19 protein-coding genes are annotated in these 26,397 nt (G+C 39.2%); 17 read left to right on the top strand and 2 right to left on the bottom strand.

Going from position 1 to position 26,397, the window contains the following annotated elements; genetic code table 11:
• The first annotated feature begins 45 nt into the window (after positions 1–45).
• The 11 genes from OLW01_RS08000 to xylA all read left to right on the top strand — a co-directional run bounded on the left by OLW01_RS08000 (position 46) and on the right by xylA (position 12,480).
• Positions 46–1,269, top strand: coding sequence for a multifunctional CCA addition/repair protein (locus OLW01_RS08000; protein ID WP_268073324.1), 1,224 nt, complete (start codon positions 46–48; stop codon positions 1,267–1,269).
• A 445-nt stretch (positions 1,270–1,714) separates the two neighbouring features.
• Positions 1,715–2,899, top strand: a complete 1,185-nt coding sequence (locus tag OLW01_RS08005; protein WP_268073325.1) for a hypothetical protein — start codon at positions 1,715–1,717, stop codon at positions 2,897–2,899.
• A 16-nt stretch (positions 2,900–2,915) separates the two neighbouring features.
• Complete coding sequence (gene hisD, locus OLW01_RS08010; protein ID WP_268073326.1) at positions 2,916–4,241, top strand: histidinol dehydrogenase; 1,326 nt, start codon at positions 2,916–2,918, stop codon at positions 4,239–4,241.
• Entirely contained in the window at positions 4,235–5,299 is a 1,065-nt protein-coding gene (gene hisC / locus OLW01_RS08015; protein WP_428980185.1) for a histidinol-phosphate transaminase, read from the top strand. The genes hisD and hisC overlap by 7 nt, the downstream gene beginning before the upstream one ends.
• 30 nt (positions 5,300–5,329) lie before the next feature.
• A complete protein-coding gene (gene hisB / locus OLW01_RS08020) occupies positions 5,330–6,400 on the top strand; it encodes a bifunctional histidinol-phosphatase/imidazoleglycerol-phosphate dehydratase HisB (RefSeq protein WP_268073328.1) in 1,071 nt (356 codons plus the stop codon).
• Positions 6,400–7,020: an imidazole glycerol phosphate synthase subunit HisH gene (gene hisH, locus OLW01_RS08025; RefSeq protein ID WP_268076188.1), complete on the top strand. Its 621-nt coding sequence runs from the start codon at positions 6,400–6,402 to the stop codon at positions 7,018–7,020. The genes hisB and hisH overlap by 1 nt, the downstream gene beginning before the upstream one ends.
• Positions 7,017–7,754, top strand: coding sequence for a 1-(5-phosphoribosyl)-5-[(5-phosphoribosylamino)methylideneamino]imidazole-4-carboxamide isomerase (gene hisA / locus OLW01_RS08030; RefSeq protein ID WP_268073329.1), 738 nt, complete (start codon positions 7,017–7,019; stop codon positions 7,752–7,754). The genes hisH and hisA overlap by 4 nt, the downstream gene beginning before the upstream one ends.
• Complete coding sequence (hisF, locus tag OLW01_RS08035) at positions 7,736–8,512, top strand: imidazole glycerol phosphate synthase subunit HisF (RefSeq protein WP_268073330.1); 777 nt, start codon at positions 7,736–7,738, stop codon at positions 8,510–8,512. Before hisA ends, hisF begins: the two co-directional genes overlap by 19 nt.
• Positions 8,506–9,129 carry a bifunctional phosphoribosyl-AMP cyclohydrolase/phosphoribosyl-ATP diphosphatase HisIE gene (hisIE, locus tag OLW01_RS08040; protein ID WP_268073331.1) on the top strand — a complete coding sequence of 208 codons (624 nt, stop codon included), beginning with the start codon at positions 8,506–8,508 and terminating at the stop codon, positions 9,127–9,129. The genes hisF and hisIE overlap by 7 nt, the downstream gene beginning before the upstream one ends.
• A 427-nt stretch (positions 9,130–9,556) precedes the next feature.
• A complete protein-coding gene (locus OLW01_RS08045) occupies positions 9,557–11,041 on the top strand; it encodes a xylulokinase (protein WP_268073332.1) in 1,485 nt (494 codons plus the stop codon).
• A gap of 107 nt (positions 11,042–11,148) precedes the next feature.
• A complete protein-coding gene (xylA, locus tag OLW01_RS08050) occupies positions 11,149–12,480 on the top strand; it encodes a xylose isomerase (RefSeq protein ID WP_268073333.1) in 1,332 nt (443 codons plus the stop codon).
• 224 nt (positions 12,481–12,704) lie between these two features.
• Here xylA and OLW01_RS08055 read toward each other — a convergent pair whose 3' ends face one another.
• Positions 12,705–13,697, bottom strand: a complete 993-nt coding sequence (locus OLW01_RS08055) for a hypothetical protein (protein ID WP_268073334.1) — start codon at positions 13,695–13,697, stop codon at positions 12,705–12,707.
• On the bottom strand, positions 13,697–15,811 hold the full coding sequence (locus OLW01_RS08060; protein ID WP_268073335.1) for a TonB-dependent receptor plug domain-containing protein: 2,115 nt from the start codon (positions 15,809–15,811) through the stop codon (positions 13,697–13,699). The genes OLW01_RS08055 and OLW01_RS08060 overlap by 1 nt, the downstream gene beginning before the upstream one ends.
• Before the next feature lie 208 nt (positions 15,812–16,019).
• Between OLW01_RS08060 and OLW01_RS08065 the strand changes: the two genes are divergently transcribed.
• The 6 genes from OLW01_RS08065 (at position 16,020) to OLW01_RS08090 (ending at position 26,254) form a co-directional block, all read left to right on the top strand.
• Positions 16,020–18,785, top strand: a complete 2,766-nt coding sequence (locus OLW01_RS08065; protein ID WP_268073336.1) for an ATP-binding protein — start codon at positions 16,020–16,022, stop codon at positions 18,783–18,785.
• 254 nt (positions 18,786–19,039) lie between these two features.
• A complete protein-coding gene (locus OLW01_RS08070; RefSeq protein ID WP_268073337.1) occupies positions 19,040–20,842 on the top strand; it encodes an assimilatory sulfite reductase (NADPH) flavoprotein subunit in 1,803 nt (600 codons plus the stop codon).
• Positions 20,842–22,539 carry an assimilatory sulfite reductase (NADPH) hemoprotein subunit gene (gene cysI / locus OLW01_RS08075; RefSeq protein ID WP_268073338.1) on the top strand — a complete coding sequence of 566 codons (1,698 nt, stop codon included), beginning with the start codon at positions 20,842–20,844 and terminating at the stop codon, positions 22,537–22,539. The genes OLW01_RS08070 and cysI overlap by 1 nt, the downstream gene beginning before the upstream one ends.
• Positions 22,532–23,278: a phosphoadenylyl-sulfate reductase gene (locus tag OLW01_RS08080; protein WP_268073339.1), complete on the top strand. Its 747-nt coding sequence runs from the start codon at positions 22,532–22,534 to the stop codon at positions 23,276–23,278. The genes cysI and OLW01_RS08080 overlap by 8 nt, the downstream gene beginning before the upstream one ends.
• 355 nt (positions 23,279–23,633) lie before the next feature.
• The gene (locus tag OLW01_RS08085; RefSeq protein WP_268073340.1) at positions 23,634–25,151 is read left to right on the top strand and encodes a sulfatase-like hydrolase/transferase; all 1,518 of its coding nucleotides are present in this window, start codon (positions 23,634–23,636) and stop codon (positions 25,149–25,151) included.
• The gene (locus OLW01_RS08090; protein WP_268073341.1) at positions 25,151–26,254 is read left to right on the top strand and encodes a glycoside hydrolase family protein; all 1,104 of its coding nucleotides are present in this window, start codon (positions 25,151–25,153) and stop codon (positions 26,252–26,254) included. The genes OLW01_RS08085 and OLW01_RS08090 overlap by 1 nt, the downstream gene beginning before the upstream one ends.
• The last annotated feature ends 143 nt before the right edge of the window (positions 26,255–26,397 follow it).

Below are 26,397 nucleotides of genomic sequence, written 5' to 3' on the forward strand. Positions count from 1 at the left end.
CCGGAACGAGACAAATTCCAAGAGGCAATCATAAGAGGCGTTAATATGAAGATTTATTTAGTTGGTGGCGCGGTACGAGATCAGCTATTAAATTTACCGGTAAAAGACCAAGATTGGGTGGTTGTAGGCAGCCATACTAAAGCCATGTTAGAGATGGGGTACCAGCAAGTGGGACAAGATTTCCCTGTATTTTTGCACCCAAAAACAAAACAAGAATATGCGCTCGCCCGAACTGAAAAAAAGCAAGGTGATGGTTATTTAGGTTTTATTTGTCAAGCAGATGAAACCGTCAGTTTAGAAGAAGATTTACAACGCCGAGACTTAACCATTAATGCCATTGCCCAAGATCAAAGTGGCCATTATGTTGATCCTTACCATGGCAAAGCCGATCTTGAAAAGCGCATTTTACGCCATGTTTCCCCCGCGTTTGTAGAAGATCCACTTAGAGTATTAAGGGTCGCCAGATTTGCCGCTAGGTTTTATCATTTAGGCTTCACCATTGCCGATGAAACACTTGATTTAATGCAACAAATCGCGCAAAGCCAACAGCTAGATTATCTAACGCCAGAACGCATATGGCTAGAGACTGAAAAAGCGCTCTCAACCCAAAACCCACAAATCTATTTTGAAGTTTTACGACAAGTTGGCGCGCTAAATTGTTTTTTACCTGAACTCGACCAATTGTGGGGGATACCAAACCCTAAAAAATGGCATCCTGAAATAGACTCAGGCGTACATACTATGATGGCGCTTAAAACGGCATCAAGGCTCAGCGATGATTTAGCGATTCGATTTGCAGCGCTTAGTCACGACTTTGGCAAAGCAGCAACCCCACAAGCCAAGTGGCCGTCGCATCCGGGCCATGGTGACGCAGGTATCGCTATCATTGAGGCGGTTTGTAAACGATTAAAAGTACCAAATAACTGTAAAGATTTAGCCAAGATTGTGAGTGCTTTTCACAACAAAATTCATAAACTCGATGGATTATCAGCTGACGAGATTGTCACACTACTGGATAAAATAGATGCTTGGCGTAAACCCGAGCGATTCAAAGCGTTTTTAATCTGCTGCCAAGCGGATTTTCAGGGCAGACTTAACTTTAACGATAAACCCTACCCGCAAAAATCGGCTATAGAAAATTATTATGCCATTTGCAAAAATATTACAGCTCAACCCTTTGTTGAATCTGGTATAAAAGGCGCTCAAATCAAACAAGCCATGTTTGATGCTCGAGTTGATGCCGTTAAGAAAAGCCAGCAAAAAAATTGATTTTAGCCGCTAATTAAGGTAGTTTATGAGCTGTTCTCTCAATTTTTTAATCAAAGCATTTAAATTATATGAATATACTGAAGGCATTACCGACACACCATCATCATTTAGTTTCTATATAACCTTCAGATTATATGGAAGGTTAACTCGTTTAAGCCTTCCAGAGCGTAAAAATACATAAACCCTTGGAAGGAAACTTTCGAGGGTTTTTTTATGGGCCAATAAATAACACAGCCCTACTCTGGTTAAAAAACGCTCGATAAAACAAGAAAATACAGCGAATCATGCAAAACCAAGTCAATAAAGCTGCATTTTCATACTTGATAGGTATAATTGCAGCCTAAACGCTTTATTGTTCGATGTGCTGATAATTTAAGTTAACGCCATTATCAAAAAAGCGGCTTGCTAATTTACACAAACAGTTGAATAAAAAAGGTAGCAACAGATGTCAATATACGACGCTGTTATGGCCATTCCAAGAAGTGGCCGAACATTTGAAAATTTTATTGATACGCTTAGTACTAAAGCCACAGGCTTAGTTGAACCGTCTGAGCTAATCAAAGCCGTAAAAGCAGGCAAAAAACGAAAAGATCAAGATTATGCAGTGGCAAGCCAGTACTTATCAGAATTAAAAACCAGCCCAGTTGCAAATCATCTTGGATTATTTATTGACAGAAAACGTGAAGAACGACCTTACCGAGTCGGTTTTTTAGGTGCTGATGTTAATATCCAAGGGCTAAATGTTCGAGTTGAAGGTGATGAACCACATAATTGCTCGTCATTGGTTGGTTTAGGTGAAGCCGATATTGCCGTAGCAGGTTTAGATGAACTACTAGCCGTTACTCATAATTCGTTAAACGCCTCAGCCACTAAATGGGGCATGTATAATTATAATTTAAAAAAAGAACATAAAGTGCGTGTTGCTGGCTCAGCGATGCTAACGCGATTTAACGATGTAATAGGTCGCCCGGTACAGGATATGGTTGGTTTTTTCTTAATTGCCAAACAAAAGCCAGATGGGGTAAACAGCAGCTATCCAAAAGACTATTTGCAACATTTAGAACATCATAAAAATAAAGTTTTTGTAAAAGGTCGTTACGCAGAAAAAGTCCATAAAACCTATCCAAAACTCAATATTGAACCTGTGCACGATGTTGAAGATGCGGTGAACGATAGCCAAACCGGCGATGTAGGTTTAGAAATTGTTCAAACTGGCTCAACCCTTAGACGCAAAAATTTAGTTTTATTGGGCGCACCATTATTTTTATCCGAAAGTTTATATGTAGTTGATTATTATAAATATAATAAGAAAAGCGATGAAGGCTTAATTCAACTATTAGACATGTTAGGTCCGGTTGGTTACTTTGAAGAGCAACGCCTCGTGCAATTTGCATTTTGGTATCACGCCCTGCAAGAAAACTTGGCCGACAACTGGATAAACAAACCCGAAATTACTGATATTTTTTGTAGCCAACAAGATGCCATTAGAGGGTTAAGGCCTTATAGCTTAAAAACGCGCTATTGGACACCTTCAGACAGCTATAAACGAGACGATGCTTTTCAATTTGTAGAAAGCTCATTAAATCAGTTGCAAGACATATACACCGACGTTATTAATGGTCGGCTTTAAGATTTAGAGGTAAATCATGCAAACGCTTGTTTGGAACGCACTGGATAACAGTCAACAAAATGCAATTTTAGCCCGCCCTGCTTTGGGTGACAGCGCTAAATTAAGCGCTTTAGTGAGCGACATTATTGCCCAAGTTAAAAGTACAGGGGATGATGCACTGCGTGAACTAACGGCGAAATTTGACCAGTTAGAGCTACCTCATTTACAAGTCAGTCAAGCCGAAATTGATGCATCGGAAGATGAACTCGGCGACGAGATAAAACAGGCAATCAAACTGGCAAAAGATCAAATTGATAAATTTCACCAAGCACAAGTTGCGCCCGTGATTAAAGTTGAAACCAGCCCTGGTGTAGTGTGTGAACTTCACACGCAACCGATTGAATCGGTTGGTTTATATATTCCAGGTGGAACAGCGCCTTTGCCTTCAACCGTGCTAATGTTAGCCACCCCTGCTCGTATCGCAGGCTGTAAACGATTAGTATTAGCCACCCCGCCGGGTAAAGACGGTAAAATTAAAGCTGAAATACGCTACGCAGCCAAAATTTGTCAAATAGACGAAATTTATATGGTTGGGGGTGCACAAGCCATTGCAGCTTTAGCCTACGGCACGCAAAGCATTCAAAAAGTATTGAAAATATTTGGTCCGGGTAATAGCTTTGTGACCGAAGCCAAACAACAAGTGAGTCAAGATCATCAAGGTGCTAGCATTGATATGCCTGCCGGCCCGTCAGAAGTGTTAGTGATTGCAGACGAAAACGCAAATCCTGAATTTGTTGCTGCCGATTTACTATCTCAAGCTGAACATGGTCGAGATTCTCAAGTGATTTTAGTGACCAATTCAGCTAAGCAAGCTAAAGCATGTGAAGCCGAAGTTAACCGTCAGGTTGCTTTGCTACCCAGACAAGAAATTGCTACTGCAGCGCTATCGCATAGCCGGGTAATCATTACCGAGTCAATTGAGCAATCAATTAAAGTCAGCAACCAATATGCACCTGAGCATCTAATTGTGCAAACTCAAAATGCAAGAGCTTTACTGCCGCAACTTGAAAATGCCGGTTCTATCTTTTTAGGGGAATATTCTCCTGAATCGGCGGGCGATTATGCTAGTGGTACCAATCACGTATTACCAACTTATGGTTATACCCGCACCTATAGCAGTTTAAGTTTGGCCGATTTTACCAAACGCTATACAGTGCAAGAATTAACCGCACAAGGTATTCAAGCAATTGGCCCTGCCATTATGAATTTAGCCGCTGCAGAAAGCCTTGATGCTCATAAAAATGCAGTTGCCGTTCGTTTACAACATTTAGCTAAGCAGTCTACAGGTGGAACACAATCATGAGTTTAGCCGAACAATTAACGCGCCAAAATATTAAAGGTTTAGTACCTTATGCTTCTGCTCGTCGCAGCATGTCGGGTGGTCGTATTTGGCTTAATGCAAATGAATCGCCATTTGCCAACGACTATCAACTTGATAGCTCAGTTTTAAATCGCTACCCAGATTTTCAGCCACCTGAGCTAATTAAAAGTTATGCTCAATTTGCTGGCGTTCAAACCAATCAAGTTATAGCGAGCCGCGGCGCAGACGAAGCCATCGAATTGCTGATTCGTACATTTTGTGAAAACGATGAATCTATTATGATTTGTCCGCCTACTTATGGCATGTACGCTATCAGTGCAGAAACAAGCAATATCAATACAAAAAAAGTCCCGCTTAATGCTGATTTTTCATTAAACTTGGATGCCATGGCTCAGCAAAAATCTGGGGTGAAAGTTGTTTTTATCTGCACCCCTAACAATCCAACTGGCAGTGTCATATCGCACGAACAAATTAAAGCGGTTTTAGACATGTTTGAAGGACAAGCCATAGTAGCAATTGATGAAGCTTATATAGAGTTTTCACCTGAAAACAGCGTCGCCAGTTGGGTATCTCAGTACCCCAATTTAGCCGTGATGCGGACATTGTCAAAAGCGTTTGCACTCGCTGGGATTCGCTGTGGTTTTACCCTAGCAAATCAGCATATTATTGAAGCGATGAGCAAAGTAATTCCGCCCTACCCAATTAGCTGGCCTGTGGCACAAATTGCCTGCCAAGCGTTATCGGCTGACGGTATTGCGCGCATGCAATCGCAATTAGGCTGCATCAACGAACAAAAGGCTCGAATTGCACAAGCCTTAACAGAGCTACCTTACATATATGAAGTGCTACCCAGTGCATCAAACTTTATTATGTTTAGAACAGAACATAAAAAAGCCTTATTTGATACTTTAATCGAACAAGGCATTTTAATTAGAGATTACTCAAGCCAAGTGATGCTAGACAATAGTTTACGTATTTCTGTTGGCAATAAAGAAGAAACAGACGCTTTATTGTCTGTGATGAAAGCATTTAACGCATAAACGTTTACAAATAATTTTAGGTTAACCACAATGGCAAGAGCAGATATTTTATTTATCGATAGAGACGGCACTTTAGTAAAAGAGCCGCCCGTAGATTACCAATTAGATTCTTTAGAAAAATTGGTTTTTGAGCCAAATGTAATTCCAGCCATGCTAAAGCTAAAAGCGGCTGGTTTTAAATTAGTCATGGTCACCAATCAAGATGGTTTGGGCACAGACAGCTTTCCACAAGCTGATTTTGATTTAGCGCATAATAAAATGATGGATATTTTCGCATCTCAAGGCGTAACTTTTGATGATGTGCTCATTTGCCCTCATTTTCCAACCGATAACTGTAGCTGCCGTAAACCTAAACTGGGTTTAGTGGCTGAATATTTACAACAAGGTAAAGTGAATTTTGAAAACTCATATGTGATTGGCGATCGAGAAACCGATATGCAACTAGCAGCTAATATGGGTCTTCCTGGCTTTCAATTTGGTCAACCAGGTATTGACTGGCAGCACATTGTTGAAGTTTTAACAGTACAAGCGCGTACTGCTAAAATTGAACGTAATACCAGCGAAACTCAAATCACAGTCGAAGTAAACCTAGATAAACAAGCCAAAGCGGACATTCATACCGGTGTTGGATTTTTTGACCATATGCTGGATCAAATTTCAACGCATGGTGGGTTTTATATGAATATCCAAGTCAATGGCGATTTGCACATTGACGATCACCATTCAGTTGAAGATACGGCCCTTGCGCTCGGCTTAGCGTTGAAACAAGCATTAGGCAACAAACGCGGCATAGGTCGATTTGGTTTTAGCTTGCCAATGGATGAATGTTTAGCCCAATGTACTATGGATATTTCAGGTCGTCCGTTTTCTAAAATTGAAGCAAACTTTACCACTGAAAAAGTAGGTGAAATGGCGACTGAAATGGTGCCACATTTTTTCCGTTCATTAGCTGATAGCATGTTAATTACTTTACATCTGTCGACTGATGGCGATAACGACCATCACAAAGTGGAAAGCTTATTTAAAGTATTTGGCCGAGCGCTTCGCCAAGCCATCCGAATTGAAGGCTCAGAATTGCCTAGCAGTAAAGGAGTTCTATGATGTCATTAACCACGTCATCAAATGCAGGTAAAATTGTCATTATAGACACCAGCTGCGCCAATTTAGCATCGCTTAAATTTGGGATTGAACGTTTAGGCTACCAAGTTGAAATTAGCGACCAAGCAGACGTTATTCAAGCTGCCGATAAAGTATTTTTACCGGGTGTTGGTGCTGCAGGTGCCGCAATGGAAATTATTAATCAAAAAGGCATCCCTGATATTGTTAAAAACTTAACCCAACCTGTTTTAGGGATTTGTTTAGGGATGCAATTAATGACAGAGTTTTCTGCTGAAGGTAATGTTGATTGTTTAGGCTTAATCCCCGGCCAAGTTAATCCAATTCAAGCAGAAAATTTGCGATTACCGCACATGGGATGGAATACCCTGTCGCATATTAGTGATCACCCATTATTTGAAGGTATCACAAAACAGGATTATTTTTATTTTGTTCATAGCTTATGCGTTGCGCCGTCTGATTATACATTAGCGCAATGCGATTATGGACAAGCATTCTCAGCCTCACTCTGTAATGGCAACTTTATGGGGGTGCAATTCCACCCTGAGCGTTCTGGTTCTGCTGGTGCTCGTGTCATTCAAAACTTTTTGGAGATGAAAGCATGATCATCCCTGCGATTGATTTAATTGATGGTAAAGTCGTTCGTTTATACCAAGGCGACTATGCCCAAAAAACTGAATACCAATTTGACCCAATTGACGTACTGACTAAATACGCCAAAGGCGGCGCTAAATGGCTTCACATTGTAGATTTAACTGGCGCAAAAGATACTGACAAGCGCCAATTAGATTTAATAAAATCTATGGTTGATACGGGCTTAATGCGCTTTCAAGCTGGTGGTGGCATTCGTCGAAAACAAGATGTCGAGCAATTACTCGCAGCTGGTGTTGAACGGGTAGTAATTGGTTCATTAGCGGTAAAACAACCTGAGCTAGTTAAAAACTGGATTGACACTTATGGCCCTCAACATATTGTATTAGCACTTGATATTAATATTGATGAAAATGGCCAAAAGTTTATTGCCACCCACGGCTGGCAAGAAAACTCAGGTGTAACTTTAGAAGCAATGTTAAAAGACTATGCAGAGGTCGGTGTTCGTCACGTATTGTGCACTGATATTTCTAAAGACGGTACATTAGCAGGCTCTAATGTTGATTTATATTCAGAAGTCGTCAGCCAGTTTCCTCATATTGAATGGCAAGCGTCTGGTGGTATCGGAAACCTAAACGACATCGCAGCATTAAAACCAACCAACGTCAGTGGCGTTATTTTAGGTCGATCATTATTAGAAGGGAAATTTAATATTGAGGAGGCAATTCAATGCTGGCACGACGCATAATTCCTTGTCTGGATGTTAAAGATGGAAAAGTAGTTAAAGGCGTAAAATTCCGCAACCACGAAATTATTGGCGATATAGTCCCTTTGGCTGAAAAATATTCAGCCATGGGCGCAGATGAACTGGTTTTTTACGATATTACCGCATCAAGCGACAGCCGAGTCGTTGATAAAAGCTGGGTATCTCGCATTGCCGAAAAAATTGATATTCCTTTTTGTGTTGCTGGTGGTATTAAAACCATTGAAGATGCTCGCACTATTTTAGAAATGGGTGCTGACAAAATATCAATCAACTCCCCTGCACTGGCTAACCCTGCGCTAATCACTGAGTTAAATCGTCGATTTGGTCAGCAATGTGTCGTAATTGGCATTGATTCATTTTTTAATGAAGAGACAGGCCAATACGAAGTTTACCAGTTTACCGGTGATGAAAAACGTACCCAAAAAACGAATTGGAGTACTTTTGATTGGATTAAAAAAGTACAAGAAATGGGTGCCGGTGAAATAGTTTTAAACTGTATGAACCAAGATGGTGTTCGTCAAGGTTATGATATAACCCAATTAAAGCAAGCACGTGAAGTTTGCAAGGTGCCGTTAATTGCTTCAGGCGGCGCAGGTAGCATTGAGCATTTTATTGATGTATATCAGCAAGCAGACGTTGATGGCGCGCTTGCCGCCAGTGTATTTCATAAGTCAGTGATTGAAATGGCAGAACTAAAAAAAGTATTAATTGATAACAAAGTGGAGATCAGACCGTGCTAATTACAAAGCAAAATATTAACGAACTTGCTTGGGATAAAGCAGACAACGGTTTACTCCCGCTGATTGTTCAAGATGTATTTTCCGGCAAAATATTAATGCAAGGTTATGCTGACAGTGCAGCCCTTGAAAAAACGTTCGCCACCGGTCATGTGACTTTTTATAGCCGCAGCAAAAACCGTTTATGGACTAAAGGTGAAGAATCTGGCAATACCTTAAGTTTAAAAGAACTATCAACCGATTGTGATAAAGACAGCTTAATTGCCCTTGCCGAACCGGCAGGCCCAACTTGCCATTTAGGCACAGAAACTTGTTGGGATGGTGACGCTCAACCTAATTTAAGCTTTTTAGCCGACTTACAAAATGTGATTGCCAGCCGTAAAGGCGCTGATGCAGACTCTAGTTACACAGCTAGCCTGTACGCAAAAGGGGTAAAACGTATTTCACAAAAAGTAGGTGAAGAAGGTGTTGAAGTTGCACTAGCCGCCACCTCAGGTGATAAAGACGAACTTATTTGTGAATCTGCTGATTTGTTATACCACTTAACGGTTTTATTACAATCAATGGATTTAGAATTAAACGATGTCATTAATAAACTAAAAGAGCGCCACGCTAAATAAGCTAATATTCAAGCCAGTTATGTCTTCGGATGGTTTAAATACAGTAAGTGCAGCTGTTTAATATCTAATAATTTTATTTAAAAGCCAATCTAATTTAGATTGGCTTTTTTGTTATATCACTTCGGCTCTAGATAAATAATCCAATTAGTTAGAATACATCTTAACCCGAGTTGAGATTAAATAATCTTCACCTAACCAGCTTATTTGCACTCAGTCAGTGCAGCCAAAATTTGATTTTATTCCCACAAAACTAAACTTATGAAAAATTATAACAAGATAACAAAATCTAATACTTGTTGTCCTTCATAATCCCACCTAGAATCTCTCCAACGTAGTGATACTTGGTTTACATTAATTAAACATTTTTATTGCAAGCAGGTTGCTTACATAAAAATGCATTCATTAAAATTACAAAGGGTTAAGCAACATGTATTTTTTAGGTTTAGATATTGGCAGCTCATCAAGTAAGGTATCTGTGCTGGACGCAAAAACAGGTAAAAGTATAGCGTCGACTCACTATCCTAAAACAGAGTTAGCAATTAATGCACCACAAGCGGGTTTTGCTGAGCAAGATCCTAATAGTTGGTGGTCGGCAGTAAAAGCGGCCTGTGCTGAACTATTTGATAATGCCGAGTTTGATCCTAAACAAATCGAAGCCATTGGTATTTCGTATCAAATGCATGGATTAGTTTGTGTTGATAAACAACAAGAAGTTATTCGCCCAGCCATTATCTGGTGTGATAGCCGTGCCGTTGAAATTGGTGATAAAGCCTTTAAATCTATCGGTGAAAAAACCTGCTTATCTCAATTACTTAACTCCCCCGGCAATTTTACCGCCTCAAAATTAAAATGGGTGAAAGAAAATCAACCCGATCTGTATCAACAAATTGATAAAATCATGCTGCCAGGCGATTTTATTGCCATGAAATTAACCGGTGAAATTACCACGACTCCATCCGGTTTAAGTGAAGGTGTATTATGGAATTTTGCCGAAAATACCATTGCCCACAGCGTATTAGAAGAGTACGGTTTTGAATCAAACCTAATTCCCAACATAGTGCCTAGTTTTGCTGACCAAGGCACGGTTAGCCAAAGTGCCGCGCAAGAGCTTGGCCTACGTGCCGGCATTAAAGTGACCTACCGCGGCGGCGACCAACCTAATAATGCCATGTCACTCAATGTCATGGAACCAGGCGAAGTAGCTGCCACAGCTGGTACATCTGGCGTCGTTTATGCCGTAACTGATAAAAATGCCTACGATCCAAAATCAAGAGTGAACACATTCCAACATGTTTCAAGCACTGAACAAGAAAAACGTAACGGGGTACTCCTTTGCGTTAATGGTACAGGTCGATTATATAGCTGGGTTAGAAGCTTATTAAATACCCAAAATAGCGCCCCTAGCTACCCAGCGTTAAATGCGATGGCTGAAAAAGTAAATATAGGTTCAGACGGTTTAGTTTTACATCCATTTGGTAATGGCGCAGAGCGCGTTCTACAAAATAAAAATATGGGCGGTCATATGCGTAATATCGACTTTAACCGTCATCAGTTAGGACACATAGTTCGTGGCGCGCAAGAAGGTATCGTATTTGCGCTTAAATACGGCTTTGACGTATTAACTGAAATGGGTGTAAGCAGCCAAGTTGTTCGAGCAGGCAAAGGCAACATGTTTTTAAGTCCAATATTTGTTGAAGCATTTGTAAATAGCTGCCAAACCAGTGTCGAATTATATGATACAGATGGCGCCGAAGGCGCAGCACGTGCTGCTGGTTTAGGGTTAGGTTATTTCACAAACCGAGACGAAATGTTTAATGGCTTAACCCTGGTTGAGCGATTTGAACCTCAAGCTGATAAATCTGAACAATATGCAAAAGCTTATCAAGATTGGAAGCAATATTTAGAGCTGTAATAGCTAAAGAATAACTAAAGTCATTTTGATTTAAACAAAAAATTCAATATGACTTCAGTTTATAAATTAAATCATTTGAAACAAACATTGACTAACAGAGGTGTTTTATGAGCGTAGTATTAGGTGATAAAGAGTTTTTCCCATCAGTAGGCCAAATTAAATATGAAGGCCGTGATTCTGATAACCCATTTGCATTTAAATGGTATGATGAAAACCGTGTAGTTGCGGGTAAAACCATGAAAGAATGGTTACGTTTTTCTGGTTGTTACTGGCACACTTTCTGTGGCCAAGGCCATGACCCATTTGGTCCAGGTCCACAACGTTTTGAGTGGAATAACCCTTCAGACGCAAAAAGCCGTGCTACTGCAAAAATGGATGCAGCGTTTGAGTTCTTCACAAAAATGAACTTGCCTTACTACTGTTTTCATGACGTTGATTTAATTGACGAAGAAGATTCATCAGTTGAAGAGTTTGGTAAAAAATTAGATTTTATTACAGATTACGCAAAACAAAAGCAAGATGCATCAGGCGTAAAATTATTATGGGGTACGTCAAACCTATTCACCAACCCTCGCTATATGAATGGCGCTGGTACTAACCCACACTTCCCAACATTAGCGCGTGCAGGTGCTCAATTAAAATTAGCCATTGATGCCACGATTAAGCTTAATGGTGAAAACTATGTATTTTGGGGGGGCCGTGAAGGTTATGTTTCACTATTAAACACTAATATGAAACAAGAGCTAGATAATTTAGCTGCTTGGTTACACACAGCTAAAGATTACGCTCGTAAGCAAGGCTTTACTGGTAACTTCTTCATTGAACCAAAACCAATGGAACCAACAAAACACCAGTATGACTTTGATACTGCTACCGTTGCTGGTTTCTTAAACAAATATGGTTTACAGGACGACTTTAAAGTAAACATTGAAGTTAACCACGCGACATTAGCTAATCACACATTCCAACATGAACTTCAAGTTGCAGCCGACAACAACTTATTAGGTTCAATTGATGCTAACCGTGGTGATTATCAAAATGCCTGGGATACTGACCAATTCCCTAACAACGTAAACGAAGCCGTTGAAGCAATGTTGGTATTTGTTGAAGCGGGTGGCCTTCAAGGGGGTGGTGTTAACTTTGATGCTAAAACACGTCGTGAATCAACTGATATGGAAGATATTTTCTTAGGCCACATTGGTGGTATGGATACATTTGCACGTGGTTTAATTATCGCAGATGAAATCTTAACTAAATCTCGCTATAAAGAGTTACGCGCTCAACGTTACGAGACATTCCAATCTGGTAAAGGTAAAGATTTCACTGAAGGTAAAATTTCACTAGAAGAGTTAGCTGAAATCGGGGCTGCTGTTGGTGAACCAGAGCAAATGTCTGGTAAGCAAGAATTGTTTGAAAACATAGTTAACCAATACATTTAATTAAATAGATAGATTGGCGAAAGTTAATATCGGCAATGTTTAGTAGCTCGCTCGCCAATCATGATTCAGTTTTAACTGAATCAAAATAAATCTAATTGAAATAACAAAAAGCCAGCTTAGTCATAACCCTTAAACTTATCGATTATGACTAAGCTGGCTTTTTTATAACTAACCTTAATCCGAGTTGAGATTAACTATTTTCGTTCAAACTAAATGAAACCTACTTATTGATAACACATATCATCTAACTGTTCACTTAACTGATTCAGCTTTTCAACTGAAATATTAACACCAAGTGAACGGGCTAAGCGCTCGTTATAATAATAGCTTTGATAACACACATAACTACTTTTTGGCCAGTTAGACTGAGGCTGAGATAAATAGTATTTCACTGACAATAACGATTGGGTGTAATTGGCATAGCTAGATAGTAAAGATCCCGCGACATGACTTGAGTTTGAATAACCAATTGTTGGTATTTTTTGACGATATAAATATTGTAATATTGCTCGCACCGTTGTGTTATTAATCATATATCGGTCAGGTAATAAAACAAATACATCCGCTTCTTCTACACTTTTTTTCATTACATTAAAGGGTTTATCTTGTTGTGAACCTTCAACCCAAGACAAATCAGGTAGTGTTTTCTGCCAAACAGGCAACATAGGCCAATCAATGGTCGCTATTCCTAATCGCTTGGTTTTAAAAAAATGTTCCTGTAACGCTTTAACCCGTAACGGAGACGCTTGGTTATTTAAATACAGCCAAACGGCACAGTGTTTTAATTGAATACAACGTGCTTCTTCAAGCATTATTTGCTGCTGGCTCGAAACCCCTAACACAATAGCATCATGCTGATATTTGTTCGCAATAAAACGATAAGCTTTATCATAACCTGTAATAATAACCAAAGTATCATCGGGTAAATCTGGTTGATAGCTTTGCAATTCATATTCTGGCGATAACATAACTTGGGTATATTCAAACATACTCTTGGAAAATTGCTTTGGCGGAAAATACAAAGCAACGGTCTTTTTACTGTGTTGATGCTTATTTTTTAGTTTTTGCTGGACCTGCTTGAGGGTTTGAGGGTTGGCCATCAAAGATGTCTGCGCAATGACACTTTGCAATGGCAACAAATATAAAAAGAAACAGCCGATGGCAACCCGCATAAAATGGCAGTTAACTGCTTTCCTTAGCGTTAAAAATGGCATCATTACCAAATTAGCTCCAAATTCAATGCCACTAGCCAATCATTATTATATTCAGATAATTGATAAGTCTTTCGACTCGTATCAATTCGATAAAAGCTATTAATGCCTACAGTCACATTTTGTTTAAACAAGGTCAGTGGTCGTTCAACATACATTTGTAGTTGACTTAAATCGCCGGCTTCTTCTACATGTTGAAACACCCCGCCCCACCCTAAACGCCAATTTTGGGGTTTATAGGCATGAAAAACCGCAAAACTAGCCGTAGGTGAAAACATATTATCGTTTGCTGACGTTGCTTGTTTTAACCGCCAATTAAGTGCTGAGCCGCTCACTTTAATTCGATTTAGTGGGTTGAACTGCCAATTCATTTCAATCTCTATACCGGATAAATCAGCATTTAAATCATTTTCAAAATGAAAATTATCCAACTGCGCACTCTGGTTAATTAAATCTGTCATTGATTGGTGGAAAAAACTAACATCAAAATCTAAGCCTGTTTGCCAATTATAGTAATGAAAACCTAGTTCAACCGCTTTCATTTTTTCAGCGTTCAAACGCTGTTGTGCAAGCGAAGATAAAAAATACTGTCCTTCAGTCAGTTCATAAGGATTAGGGTCAAGCTGATAAATATGGTATTTAAATTGCCCATTTTGCTCAAACTCGCCCGGAAGACGCTCAGTATACGAATAATTAAATCTAAACGAGCAATTTTCGCAGGCTTGGTAATTAAACGCAATTCTAGGGGATAAGCTGTCAGCCCCTTGCTGATGTTTTTCGTTCATTAACGCAACATCAATTAGTAAATCTGGGTGAGCTCTATATTCAATATTAGCGAAGCTCACAAACGAATCAAAGGTTTGCCAGCCTGAATGCTGTAAATAAACATTTGAATCAACCTTATCTTGTCGCCAATAACCGCCTGTCACCATTTTTAGATTAGGGTTTACTACCCAGGTCATTTGCAGTTCAATTTGCTTACGCATTTGCTCAGTATAATTATTCGCTCGTCCACAAACAGATTGAGCCTGAGGCCCACCATACGATAAATAATTCATTACCGCAGCCTGACCTAACTCTGATAACTCATTAACTTGTTCAAGTTTAATTTCACCGGCTAACAAGCCGTTTAAAAGGCTGGGCTCAGCTTGATGTAATTGGGCAAATTCAGTTGATAAAAAACTGGGGTGGAAACAAGATTGCCAATCAGTTTGTTGGTTTTTTTTATAAATATGCTGATTAAGTTGTAATTCTAAATTTTGGCTAATTTGCCAATTAGTTTGATTTTGTATATACCAATCTTCTGCTTGAGCAGCAGACTGTTCAACTTCTTCAGGTTTATCGCCATCAAAATTATCTTTTACATACGAAATTTGTGTCACACTTTGCCAATGATGATTTTGCAACTGATGTTGCGCTTTAAACCTATGTTGGCGTGAGTTATCCTCAACGTCATCAAATCCCTGATGAGCTTGATACTGATAATGCATCGCAATTGCGTTATCCGCATCTCCTAATTTGCCAGAAACATTCACTTGTTTAGTTTGTTCGCTGTTTTGATACAGATGCACATTCAGTTTTGCTTGTTCCGGTATTTTACGCGTAATAAAATTAATGATGCCATTAAAACTATTACTCCCATAAACCGCAGCACTTGGGCTGCGAGTCACTTCAATACGTTCAATTTGATTTGGTGTTAACGGAATATGTCGCCAATCAACCTGAGACAAACCCGGTTCATAGATAGACATTCCATCAATTAATACTTGCATGCGTCTAGGATTTAAAGAGTTTAAACCATGATAGGCAATACTTGTTTCTCGATTTGGGCGAAATCCACGCGCCATGCCAGGCACAAATGCCATCAGCTCTGAAATGCTAACCGCCCCAGATGATTCAATAAAGTGGCGATCAACGACACTAACGGCGACGGGTTGTTCCAATAAAGATTTATTAATTCGGGTTGGGGTAATTGCCGCGGCTAACAACGGCTGCTCCTCTAATAGCCAATCATATTCAGCATAAAGAGGAAAACTAAAAGCTTGGAGCGTAACACCAAGCAACATCCAACAAATAATTGATTTTGACTTTGTTTGTAAACTGAAACTTGAGTTAAACATTAGCAATATAGAACACTAAAATTAAAAAACGCTATTAAATCATATTTTTCTACATTATGCTTGAGTCATAAACGCTTAGTTATGATATTTAATCAATTGGAAATCTCGCTAGCGTCAAGCCTATTAGGCAGTTTTAAAACCTGAATGTTGTACTATGCTTGCCAGCTGATGAAGTAGGATAAATACCTTTATTATGTTTAGATCCAATATGTTCAAGCCCAGCATTTTATTTAATGCAATTGTTTACGCCATTATCCCCAGTATTTTGATGACCGTTGGTATTTCAGCATTTATTGTGCATGTTACAGCTAAAGAGCGTAACGAGCTTATTCACGAACAAGCAAAAACACTGGTCGAGTCAATAGCTTACGCTAGTGAGTTTAATTTGGTCAGCTTAAACAAAGTTGGCCTGCAAAATAAATTACGAGATATACATACCACCTCATCTTTATCGATTAAAAATATTATTGTGTACGATGAAGCCGGTGAAATTTTTGCAGCGTCAAATTATCAGGATACTCAATATAAATTTGAAGAGCAGCAAACAGCAGGCGTTAAAATTATTAACCGGGATGATAAAGGCATGGCTTTAATAGCGCCTATATATGCCTTTGATAATAGTTTTAGCCAAACCTCGCAATGGAGCAGCAGCCAAACTTTACAAAAGCCAATCGGTCAAATCTTACTCATCGTAAATTTATCAACTGACTCTTACCAAAGATTTTTAACTAATTTTACGTTATTTTTGCTAATTGGTTTATCTGCGTTAGTTTCAGCGATATTAATGTTGGCTTTGGTTAATCGGATTGTACGCCCAGTGCAAACCTTTGTAGATGCAGTAAAACGCATTGGAAGCGGTGATTTAAAATATCGATTAAATATGCTGGTTCAATATGAATTTAATGATTTAAAAGACGGCATTAATGTGATGGCTGAGCAACTGCAGCATCATCAAGCTAAACTTGAATCTGAAATTGAGGTCGCTACTCACGATCTTCAACAAAACTTACTATTAGTTGAAGAAAAAAATGCCGAGCTTGATATTGCCCGTAAAGAAGCGCTTGAAGCCAGTAAAATTAAATCACAATTTTTAGCTACCATGAGCCACGAAGTACGTACTCCACTCAATGCAATTGTCGGCTTTACCAAAGAGCTAAATAAAGCAAATTTACCAACCCCATATCAAGATTATGTCACCACAATTAATGCCTCGGCCGATAACTTAATTGCCATTGTGAATGATATTCTGGATTTTTCAAAAATTGAAGCCGGTAAAATCGAGCTCGACTATTCAGCTTTTAATTTAAACCAAATGGTAGAAGACGTTAGTAAGCTAATGTCTCGTGAAGCCTTTAGCAAAGGTCTAGAGTTTTCATTAGAATCTGATATTTTACCTATTTCTGCAATTGGCGACCAACACAGATTTAAACAAATACTCACTAATTTATTGTCTAATGCCATTAAATTTACACTGCACGGGCATATCATTTTGCGTTTATCGCTCAGCTCAATATCACAAACGCAACATCAACTCATTATTGATGTTGAAGACACAGGTATCGGGATTAGCAAAGAAAAACAAAGCAAGCTTTTTAGCGCTTTTAATCAAGCCGATGCGAGTACCACACGACGATACGGAGGAACTGGCCTAGGATTAGCGATTACCCATGGCTTAGTTCAAAAAATGAACGGTATCATTAGCTTAAAAAGTGAGTTAGGCAAAGGGTCTATTTTCAGTTTAAAACTCCCTATTACCACCTCAAAATCAAATCAATTCGACAAGCCTAAAGACATTGATAAAGTGTTAATTTTAGATAGCAAAATAATAACCCATAAAAGTTACGATCGATTATTTCATCCATTGGGTGTATTAGCTGATATTTGCGGCACAACTGAAGAATGGGAAAGCAAATTATATCAATCCGACGACTATGATTTAATGATTATCGCCAGTGAAAGTGATGAAGAATCTCTTGAGTTACTGCCTTTACAAGCGGCGTTTGCTCGTAAACAACAGGAAAACTGTTATGTGGTTTTATGCTTGCCACTGTATAGCTGCTTATCACGTGAACAACAAAGTTTATTAGGCGATTGGCCTGTTATAGAAAAACCTTTTACTTACCGAAAATTTGAACTACTTTACAATCAAAAATGCCAGTTGGCACAAACTAAACCCAAAGCACTACCCAATATTATTACCACTCCGACAACAGATAGTAGTCAAATTCATATTTTAGCGGTCGATGATAATGAAACCAACCTCAAGTTATTAACGGCAATATTGCAAGATCAAAATGTATCACTCACTTGCTGTACAAGTGGTATTGAAGCTTGTCATAGTGTTGAAGAAAACGTATTTGATTTAATTTTAATGGATGTACAAATGCCTGAAATGGATGGCATTCAAACAACCGTTAAAATCCGACAAGGCCATTTAAATAAAAAAACGCCTATTGTCGCATTTACCGCACATGCATTTAAAGAAGAACGCGAAAAGCTGCTAAAAAACGGAATGGACGATTATTTAGCAAAACCGATTGATATCAAAAAATTTAATCGTCTAGTTAACAAATGGGTCTTCTCTAGTTCAAAAAGCGCCTCAATACACGAAGAAAACTTACCGACCGATAATTCAAAGCCACGCCACGGTATTGATTGGCAACTCGCACTTGCGCGCGCAAGTAATCAACACGAGATTGCGGTTGAAATGCTAATTATGCTGGTAGATACTTTTGACGAGGTCATCACCGAAATTAATCAGGCTCATCAAGCCAATGATCATTCAGCTTTATTAGCCGCGATTCATAAATTTCATGGCTCTACTTGTTACTCGGGTGTGCCCTACTTAAAATATTTAGCCAATAATATTGAACTGCAATTAAAAAAATCTATTTATATTAATTTAGATGAGCTAATTAACGAACTATTTAACGAAATGGCATTAGTGACTAAATTGTCGCAAAATTACCGCTAACCACCCAATGATCAGACAAATGCAAAAAATGAGTGCACAAAACAAACAAAAGTTAGTTTATTGGCGATAAAAAAATAAATTTAAACAAAAGTGCGCTCTTTTATTAATAACTTAAAGGTATAAATATTAGTTTTTAATAGCTTTAAGTTATTAATATACTTTTATCGAATAAAAAATGAGTATTTATTCTTTCCAGTTTGGCTTATCCCCAATAGAATACCCACCTGAAAATATGTTTAGGATAATGTGGGATTATGTCTTCGCAAAATACAGAGCTAACCAGCCCACTGGCAAATGAGCAATTAAGCCAGTTAAATCAGATTACAGCTTCAATGTCCACTAACCAACTTGCTTGGGTTAGTGGTTATTTATATGGTTTGTCACAAGCCGGTAATGGCCAAAGTGGCTCAGCGCCTGCTGGCGGTTCAACCGCACCAGCTAAAGCACAAACCTTAACAATTTTATTTGGTTCTCAAACCGGTAATGCAAAAGGTGTCGCTGAACAAGCTGCGGCAGCTGCACAAGCCGCTGGTTTACAAGTTCGTTGCGTCTCAATGGGCGACTATAAACCAAAAGAGCTAAAATCAGAAACGCATTTATTGGTGACCAGTTGCACCCAAGGTGAAGGCGATCCACCAGATGATGCAATTGATTTTCATGAATTTTTAGCAAGTAAAAAAGCTCCTAAATTAGCAGACGTAAAATACTCTGTTTTAGCTTTAGGTGATTCATCGTACGAATTTTTCTGCCAAACCGGTAAAGATTTCGACGAACGTTTAGCTAAACTAGGCGCAACTGCAATTGAACCTAGAGTAGATTGCGACGTTGAATATGAAGCAGATGCAAGCGCTTGGATTGAGCGCGCAGTCGCCGCAATGGCAACCGATATGCAATCAGGTGCCGCACAAGTAAGCGTATCAGCTGCGGCAACACCAACAGCGACGACCTCTGCGTATAGTAAAAAACATCCTTTTACGGCCACGTTAGAAACCAACCAAAAAATTACTGGTCGTGATTCGGGTAAAGATATCCGCCATTTTGAAATTTCACTTGAAGGTTCTGGCTTAACTTATCAGCCGGGTGATTCTTTAGGTATTTGGTTTAAAAACGATGAGAAAATCGTTAACGAAATCATTGAAAAATTATCATTAGATGCAAACGCCCAGCTTAAAGTAGATGAAGACACAGTTAGTTTAAAAGAGGCATTAACTCGCCACTATGAACTGACATTAAGCCACCCTGCTTTTGTTAGCAAATTTGCGGAGCTCACTAACAACGCAGAGCTTGCCAAATTAGCAGAAGACAGAGCCGCTTTACGTGAATATATTGATGGCCGTCAGCTCATTGATATTATCCGTGAACATGCAGCTAGCTTATCAGCTGAGCAATTTGTCACTTGTTTACGTCGTTTAACGCCACGTTTATATTCAATTGCATCAAGCCAAGCAGAAGTAGATGAAGAAGTTCATCTAACAATTGCCGTTGTTCGTTATGAAGCTTTTGGTGAAGAACACTTTGGCGGCGCATCTGGCTTTTTGGCTGAGCGTTTAGAGGAAGGCGGCAAAGTTGACGTGTTTGTTGAACACAGCCATTTCCGTTTACCTGAAGATAACTCACCCGTTATCATGGTTGGTCCAGGTACTGGTGTCGCACCATTCCGTGCTTTCATGCAAGAAATCGATTCTGCTGAACGTGAAAACGATACTTGGTTATTCTTTGGTAACCCTAACTTCACTGAAGACTTTTTATATCAGGTTGAATGGCAAGGTTACTTAAAAGATGGCACGCTAAACAAAATCGATTTAGCCTTCTCGCGCGATCAAGCTGAAAAAGTTTATGTTCAAGACAGAATGTTAGAGCAAGCTCAAAGCTTATGGCAATGGTTAGAAAACGGGGCTTATTTCTACGTCTGTGGCGATGCAACTCGTATGGCTAAAGATGTACACGAGGCCTTAATCACAATTGCGCAAGAGCAAGGTGGTAAGTCACGTGAAGATGCCGAAACTTATATGAGTGAGCTACGTAAAAACAAACGTTACCAGAGAGATGTTTACTAATGAGCGAAAAGAAACTAGCAGCCAACGAATATTTAAAAGTTAACAGTAACTATCTGCGCGGTACGCTTGAAGAAAGCCTAGCGAATCAAATTACCGGTGCGGTTGCAGATGACGATACTCAATTAACCAAATTTCACGGTTTTTACATGCAAGACGACCGTGATATTCGCAATGAGCGTAAAAAGCAAAAATTAGAACCTAAACATACCTTTATGTTACGTGCCCGTATACCGGGTGGTGTAATTGGTATGGAACAATGGTTAGCCATTGATGATATTGCCAAAGAGTTAACCGATTATAACTCGATTCGTTTAACCACTCGTCAAACCTTTCAATACCACGGTATTTTAAAGCGTGATTTAAAACCGCTTATTAAAGGTTTATATCAGGTTAAATTAGACTCAATTGCAGCTTGTGGTGATGTTAACCGTAATGTAATGGCAACCACTAACCCAATCCAGTCTCAATTACAGCAAGATGTTTACGACTGGTCAGTTAAAATTTCTGAACATTTATTACCAAAAACGCGTGCTTATTACGAACTATGGTTAGATGAAGAAAAAGTTGAAACACCAGCGGATCAAGAGCAAGAACCTGTTTACGGTAAAACTTATTTACCTCGTAAATTTAAAATAGCGGTTGCGGTACCGCCATACAACGATGTTGATATTAGCGCTAACGATTTAAGCTTTATCGCTATTGAAGACGAAAATGGCCGATTAGCTGGTTTTAACGTAGCAGCTGGCGGGGGTATGGGTTCAACACATGGTGAAGTTAACACTTACCCACAGCTAACTCGTGTATTAGGTTTTTGTAAACCTGAAGACACATTAGACTTTGCCCAAGCCGTTATGCTAACTCAGCGTGACAACGGTAATCGTTACGATCGAAAACGTGCTCGTACCAAGTACACAGTTGACGATATGGGCGTAGAAGCATTTCGCGCCGCGACTGAAAAACATGCAGGCAAAACCTTTGAACCAGCACGTGATTTTGAATTCACCAGTCAATCAGACCGGTTTGGATGGGTTGAAGACATTAACGGCAACTGGCACCTAACTGTATTTTTAGAAGCTGGCCGTATCGTCGATGACGAAACACGTACCGTTAAAACAGCACTTCGCGAAATTGCAAAAGTACACACAGGTGAATACCGTATGACGGCTAATCAAAATATTATGATTGCCAACGTAGCACCTGAAAACAAAGCTGAAATTGAAGGCTTGGCACGCAAATTTGGTTTATTAGGCAAAGTATTATCGCCTATGATGCTAAACAGCATTTCGTGTGTTGCGCTACCGACTTGCGCATTAGCAATGGCTGAATCAGAACGTTATTTACCAAGATTAATTGAAAAAATCGACGTATTAACCGAAAAACACGGCATTGCAGATCAAGAAATCGTCACCCGAATGACAGGTTGTCCAAATGGTTGTGGCCGTCCTTTCTTAGCTGAAATTGGCTTTGTTGGTAAAGGTCCGGGTAAATATAACCTGTATTTGGGCGCAGACGGTAAAGGTACTCGCTTAAACCAGATGTACAAAGAGAACATTGGTGAAACCGAAATTTTATCTGAATTAGACGGTTTATTCGAGCGTTACAGCAAAGAGCGCGAATCAGGCGAACGATTCGGTGATTATGTTGTACGTATTGGCGCTGTTAAAGCAGTTTATGATGGTCGGGAGTTTCATGCCTGATATAGATTTTAATGCGTTACTTAAAGCAGAAAAATCAGAGCAAGACGAAAAGCTGGCAAGCGTAAATGCTGAGCTAGAGTCACTCACCCCACAACAAAGGGTTGCGTGGGCAGCTAAGCATTTACCTAGCAAGCAAATATTATCGTCTAGTTTTGGTATTCAAGCTGCAGTTATGCTTAATCTGGTCAACAGTGAAGTAAATAACATTCCGGTTATATTAACCGATACAGGTTATTTATTTCCTGAAACTTATGAATTTATCGATCAACTCACTGAGCGATTAAACTTAAATTTAAAAGTTTACCAGGCCAATATTAGCACCGCTTGGCAAGAGCAGCGTTTTGGTAAATTATGGGAACAAGGTGTTGAAGGGATTGAAAAATACAATCAAATCAACAAGGTTGAACCCATGAAACGCGCGCTTGAAGAGTTTGATGCCCAAGTCTGGTTTACCGGTTTACGCCGTGACCAGTCTAGCTCACGAGCTAATTTACCAGTTCTACAAATTAGTGGTGGCCGTTATAAGTTCTATCCTATTATCGACTGGACCAATAAAGATGTGCACTACTACCTAAAAGAGCATAATTTACCGTACCACCCTTTATGGGATATGGGTTATGTCTCAGTTGGTGACTGGCACACCTCTCGTCCACTTGAATTAGGTATGACAGAAGAAGAAACACGCTTCTTTGGTTTAAAACGCGAATGCGGTCTACACGAAGGCGGCAGCGGTATTTAAACAGCCTGTTCAATCGAATTTAAGCTTAGCTCAAAAAGCCTATGCAATTGCATAGGCTTTTTTGTTTATATTGGTTTATGGTTCAATATTAGAGTGCGACATAGCTTAAAATAATTTAAAACTAAACGTTTTTTCAAACTAAAAGGTTCACACCTAGATAATTTAATTGCAGCGTTTTTTTCGATATTGATCACTTCACGTACTTAGTCATATACAAACATTTAATTATACCCAAGCCTAAATTTTACATGTGATTATATAAATTTATATATAACAGTTTACTTATCTGTTACACTTAGGTTAAATTTACAACAAGATAAATCAAAGAATTCTACCAAGTTAAGGATAGCCCGCTATGGTAAAAATAAAAAACCGAATAAAAGAATGTCCAAAATTAATAAAACTTTATCTGGCATTAATCTCAACGCCATTACTCATGTTAGCCTGTGTTCAGCCTAACAATCATCAACAAACTCAAACCGATACACCAAATATTTTATTTATTTACACCGATGATCAAGCTAGTTGGGCTTTAGGCGCTTCAGGCAATGCGCAAGCATTAACGCCTAATATGGATAAGCTCGCCTCACAAGGTATGAAGCTACCGAACGCCTATACTACAACCCCAGTGTGCAGCCCTTCACGAGCAGGACTAATGACATCAAGGTATGGGTATGAATTAGGTATAGATGACTGGATCAATACCAATTATGCAAAATTTGGTTTAAACCCGCTGGAACCTGAGCTGGGATTAGATCCTCAATATGAAACCTGGCCAGAATTATTGCAAAGCGCGGGTTATCATACTGGGTTAATTGGTAAGTGGCATTTAGGTATCAAAGATAAATACCACCCAACACAACAGGGCTACGATGAATTTATCGGTTTTAGAAGCGGCGGCGCAAAACCAATAGATCCTGTGATTGAAATAAATGGCAAAACAACCAAAACAAAAGGCTATACCGCCGATGTGTTAACAGCTTATGCGGTTGAGTTTTTAGAACAAAATAAAGATAAAAAATTTGCATTATCGCTGCACTTTAGAGCGCCTCATACCGCTTGGCTACCTGTAGCACCAGAAGATGAAGCCCCTTATACAAACCGAGAAATAGAAATCCCCAACCCAAATTACCCTAATTTAAATACAAAAAAAGTTAAGCGTTACATGGCAGAATATTTATCAAGCGTGCGCAGTGTCGACCGTAATTTAGGTGTGCTAATGCAAAGGTTAGAAGCGTTAAATTTAACTGACAACACCTTAGTCATTTTCACCTCAGATCATGGTTACAACATGGGCCACAATGGAATATGGCACAAAGGCAACGGCCACTGGATTTTAAAAAATACAGTGACAAATCAATCACCTAATTTGCCAGATAATCAACGACCTAACATGTACGACAACTCACTTAAAGTACCTGCAATTGTCAGATGGCCAAATCGGATTAAAGCCAACAGCACCAATTACTCCACGGTATCAAATTTAGATTGGTTCCCCACTTTAATTGCAGCTGCCCAAGTTAATAAATCAGACGATACTTTAATTCGAGGACAAAATGTATTGCCTGTATTAATCGGCGACCAAAATGTATCCAGTACAGATTATTACGCAGCTTATACCACTAAACATCAGTCTATTAGCGGAATGCGCATGTATAGTGACGGACGCTATAAATTAATTAAAGATTACCTAAATAAAGGCCGTGATGAGTTTTATGATTTAACGCAAGACCCAGCCGAATCTACTAATTTAATTCAAACCGCTGATCCTGAACTACAAGTCATCATCAACCATTTTGACAATCTTATTTTCGATAAAATGTTAGCTACAAACGATCCGCTACTTGCTCAGTTTTATCCGGAGTCTAAATAATGCACCTAATAAAAAAAATATCGACCAGTTTGCTAAAGCCACTGATGAACCTAACAGTTTCTGCATGCCTTTTACTGCTTAATCCGGCGGTTAGTCAAGCCAACTCAAAGCAGGCTTTGCCTAATGATTTATCAAAAACAGACATTGTTGAATCAAACTTTAGTCAATCACTTAAATCTGGCAAACGTATTTTAGAACATAAAAATTGGAATGTATGGGGCGTTTCGCCAATAAAAGGTGACGACGGTAAAATTCATGTTTTTTTCTCACGCTGGCGAGGCACACATCATCATTGGCTCAGTCATAGTGAAATTGCACATGCAGTCGCCGATAAACCCGAAGGCCCCTATACCGTATTAGGCACAGTATTAACTGGCCGTGGCGGCTCACACTGGGATGCTGATACCATTCACAATCCAACTATTCAAAAGGTAGGCGACCAATACGCATTATTTTTTATTGGTAATAACTTATCTGATGCAGAGAAATATGATGGGCATCATGCATCCACACAACGCATTGGTTTAGCCCTATCAGACAGCCTTTATGGCCCATTTACCCGGGTAAGCGAAGACCCCATTTTAGAGATTAGTGAAAATAAAACCGACTGGGACAGTTACCTCACAACTAACCCTGCTTTACTTCAACATCCAAATGGTGAGTATTGGCTTTATTACAAAGCTTGGGATAAATATAACGATGGTATGCGAAAAATGGGCGTCGCTATCGCAAAAAATATTAAAGGCCCTTATATCAAACACCCTAACAATCCACTGGTAAGTTTTGCTGATATAAAACGGCAGGTTGAAGATGCCTTTGTTTATCACTCAAACAACAAATTTTATATGGTAATGAGGGACATGGGGGTTATTCATCCCCATGTTGGTTTAATGCTTGAATCTGACGATGGTATTAATTGGTCTAAACCTTTACTGGGTTATCGTACTAATACATTTTATACAAATGAAGAAAAAATTGAACGCATGGAAAGACCACAGGTACTAATGGAAAAAGGTCAGCCTGACTACTTATTTTTAGCTTTAATGGGTGGAAAGCATAATACTTCAAGCGGATTTGTTATCCCGCTTGAAAAAGCGCAATAAATATAAGTTCACCTAAGCTAATTTAAAGCCAAGCCGCTGGGTTTAGACAATAGATGGTCTAGATGATTTATTGATACTTACCCAGCAGCTTACTACCCTTACCAAGCATCAATTGCTAAAAAAGAGTACAAAGATTCCCACAT

Source organism: Catenovulum adriaticum, from assembly GCF_026725475.1.
Lineage (GTDB): Bacteria > Pseudomonadota > Gammaproteobacteria > Enterobacterales > Alteromonadaceae > Catenovulum > Catenovulum adriaticum.

Coding starts and splice junctions, on each gene's coding strand:
- hisB (WP_268073328.1), top strand. CDS start 5,330: ATGGCAAGAGCAGATATTTTATTTATCGATAGAGACGGCACTTTAGTA.
- cysI (WP_268073338.1), top strand. CDS start 20,842: ATGAGCGAAAAGAAACTAGCAGCCAACGAATATTTAAAAGTTAACAGT.
- xylA (WP_268073333.1), top strand. CDS start 11,149: ATGAGCGTAGTATTAGGTGATAAAGAGTTTTTCCCATCAGTAGGCCAA.
- OLW01_RS08065 (WP_268073336.1), top strand. CDS start 16,020: ATGTTCAAGCCCAGCATTTTATTTAATGCAATTGTTTACGCCATTATC.
- hisA (WP_268073329.1), top strand. CDS start 7,017: ATGATCATCCCTGCGATTGATTTAATTGATGGTAAAGTCGTTCGTTTA.
- OLW01_RS08000 (WP_268073324.1), top strand. CDS start 46: ATGAAGATTTATTTAGTTGGTGGCGCGGTACGAGATCAGCTATTAAAT.
- OLW01_RS08085 (WP_268073340.1), top strand. CDS start 23,634: ATGGTAAAAATAAAAAACCGAATAAAAGAATGTCCAAAATTAATAAAA.
- hisF (WP_268073330.1), top strand. CDS start 7,736: ATGCTGGCACGACGCATAATTCCTTGTCTGGATGTTAAAGATGGAAAA.
- OLW01_RS08055 (WP_268073334.1), bottom strand. CDS start 13,697: ATGATGCCATTTTTAACGCTAAGGAAAGCAGTTAACTGCCATTTTATG.
- hisD (WP_268073326.1), top strand. CDS start 2,916: ATGCAAACGCTTGTTTGGAACGCACTGGATAACAGTCAACAAAATGCA.
- OLW01_RS08005 (WP_268073325.1), top strand. CDS start 1,715: ATGTCAATATACGACGCTGTTATGGCCATTCCAAGAAGTGGCCGAACA.
- OLW01_RS08080 (WP_268073339.1), top strand. CDS start 22,532: ATGCCTGATATAGATTTTAATGCGTTACTTAAAGCAGAAAAATCAGAG.
- OLW01_RS08090 (WP_268073341.1), top strand. CDS start 25,151: ATGCACCTAATAAAAAAAATATCGACCAGTTTGCTAAAGCCACTGATG.
- OLW01_RS08060 (WP_268073335.1), bottom strand. CDS start 15,811: ATGTTTAACTCAAGTTTCAGTTTACAAACAAAGTCAAAATCAATTATT.
- OLW01_RS08045 (WP_268073332.1), top strand. CDS start 9,557: ATGTATTTTTTAGGTTTAGATATTGGCAGCTCATCAAGTAAGGTATCT.
- OLW01_RS08070 (WP_268073337.1), top strand. CDS start 19,040: ATGTCTTCGCAAAATACAGAGCTAACCAGCCCACTGGCAAATGAGCAA.
- hisH (WP_268076188.1), top strand. CDS start 6,400: ATGTCATTAACCACGTCATCAAATGCAGGTAAAATTGTCATTATAGAC.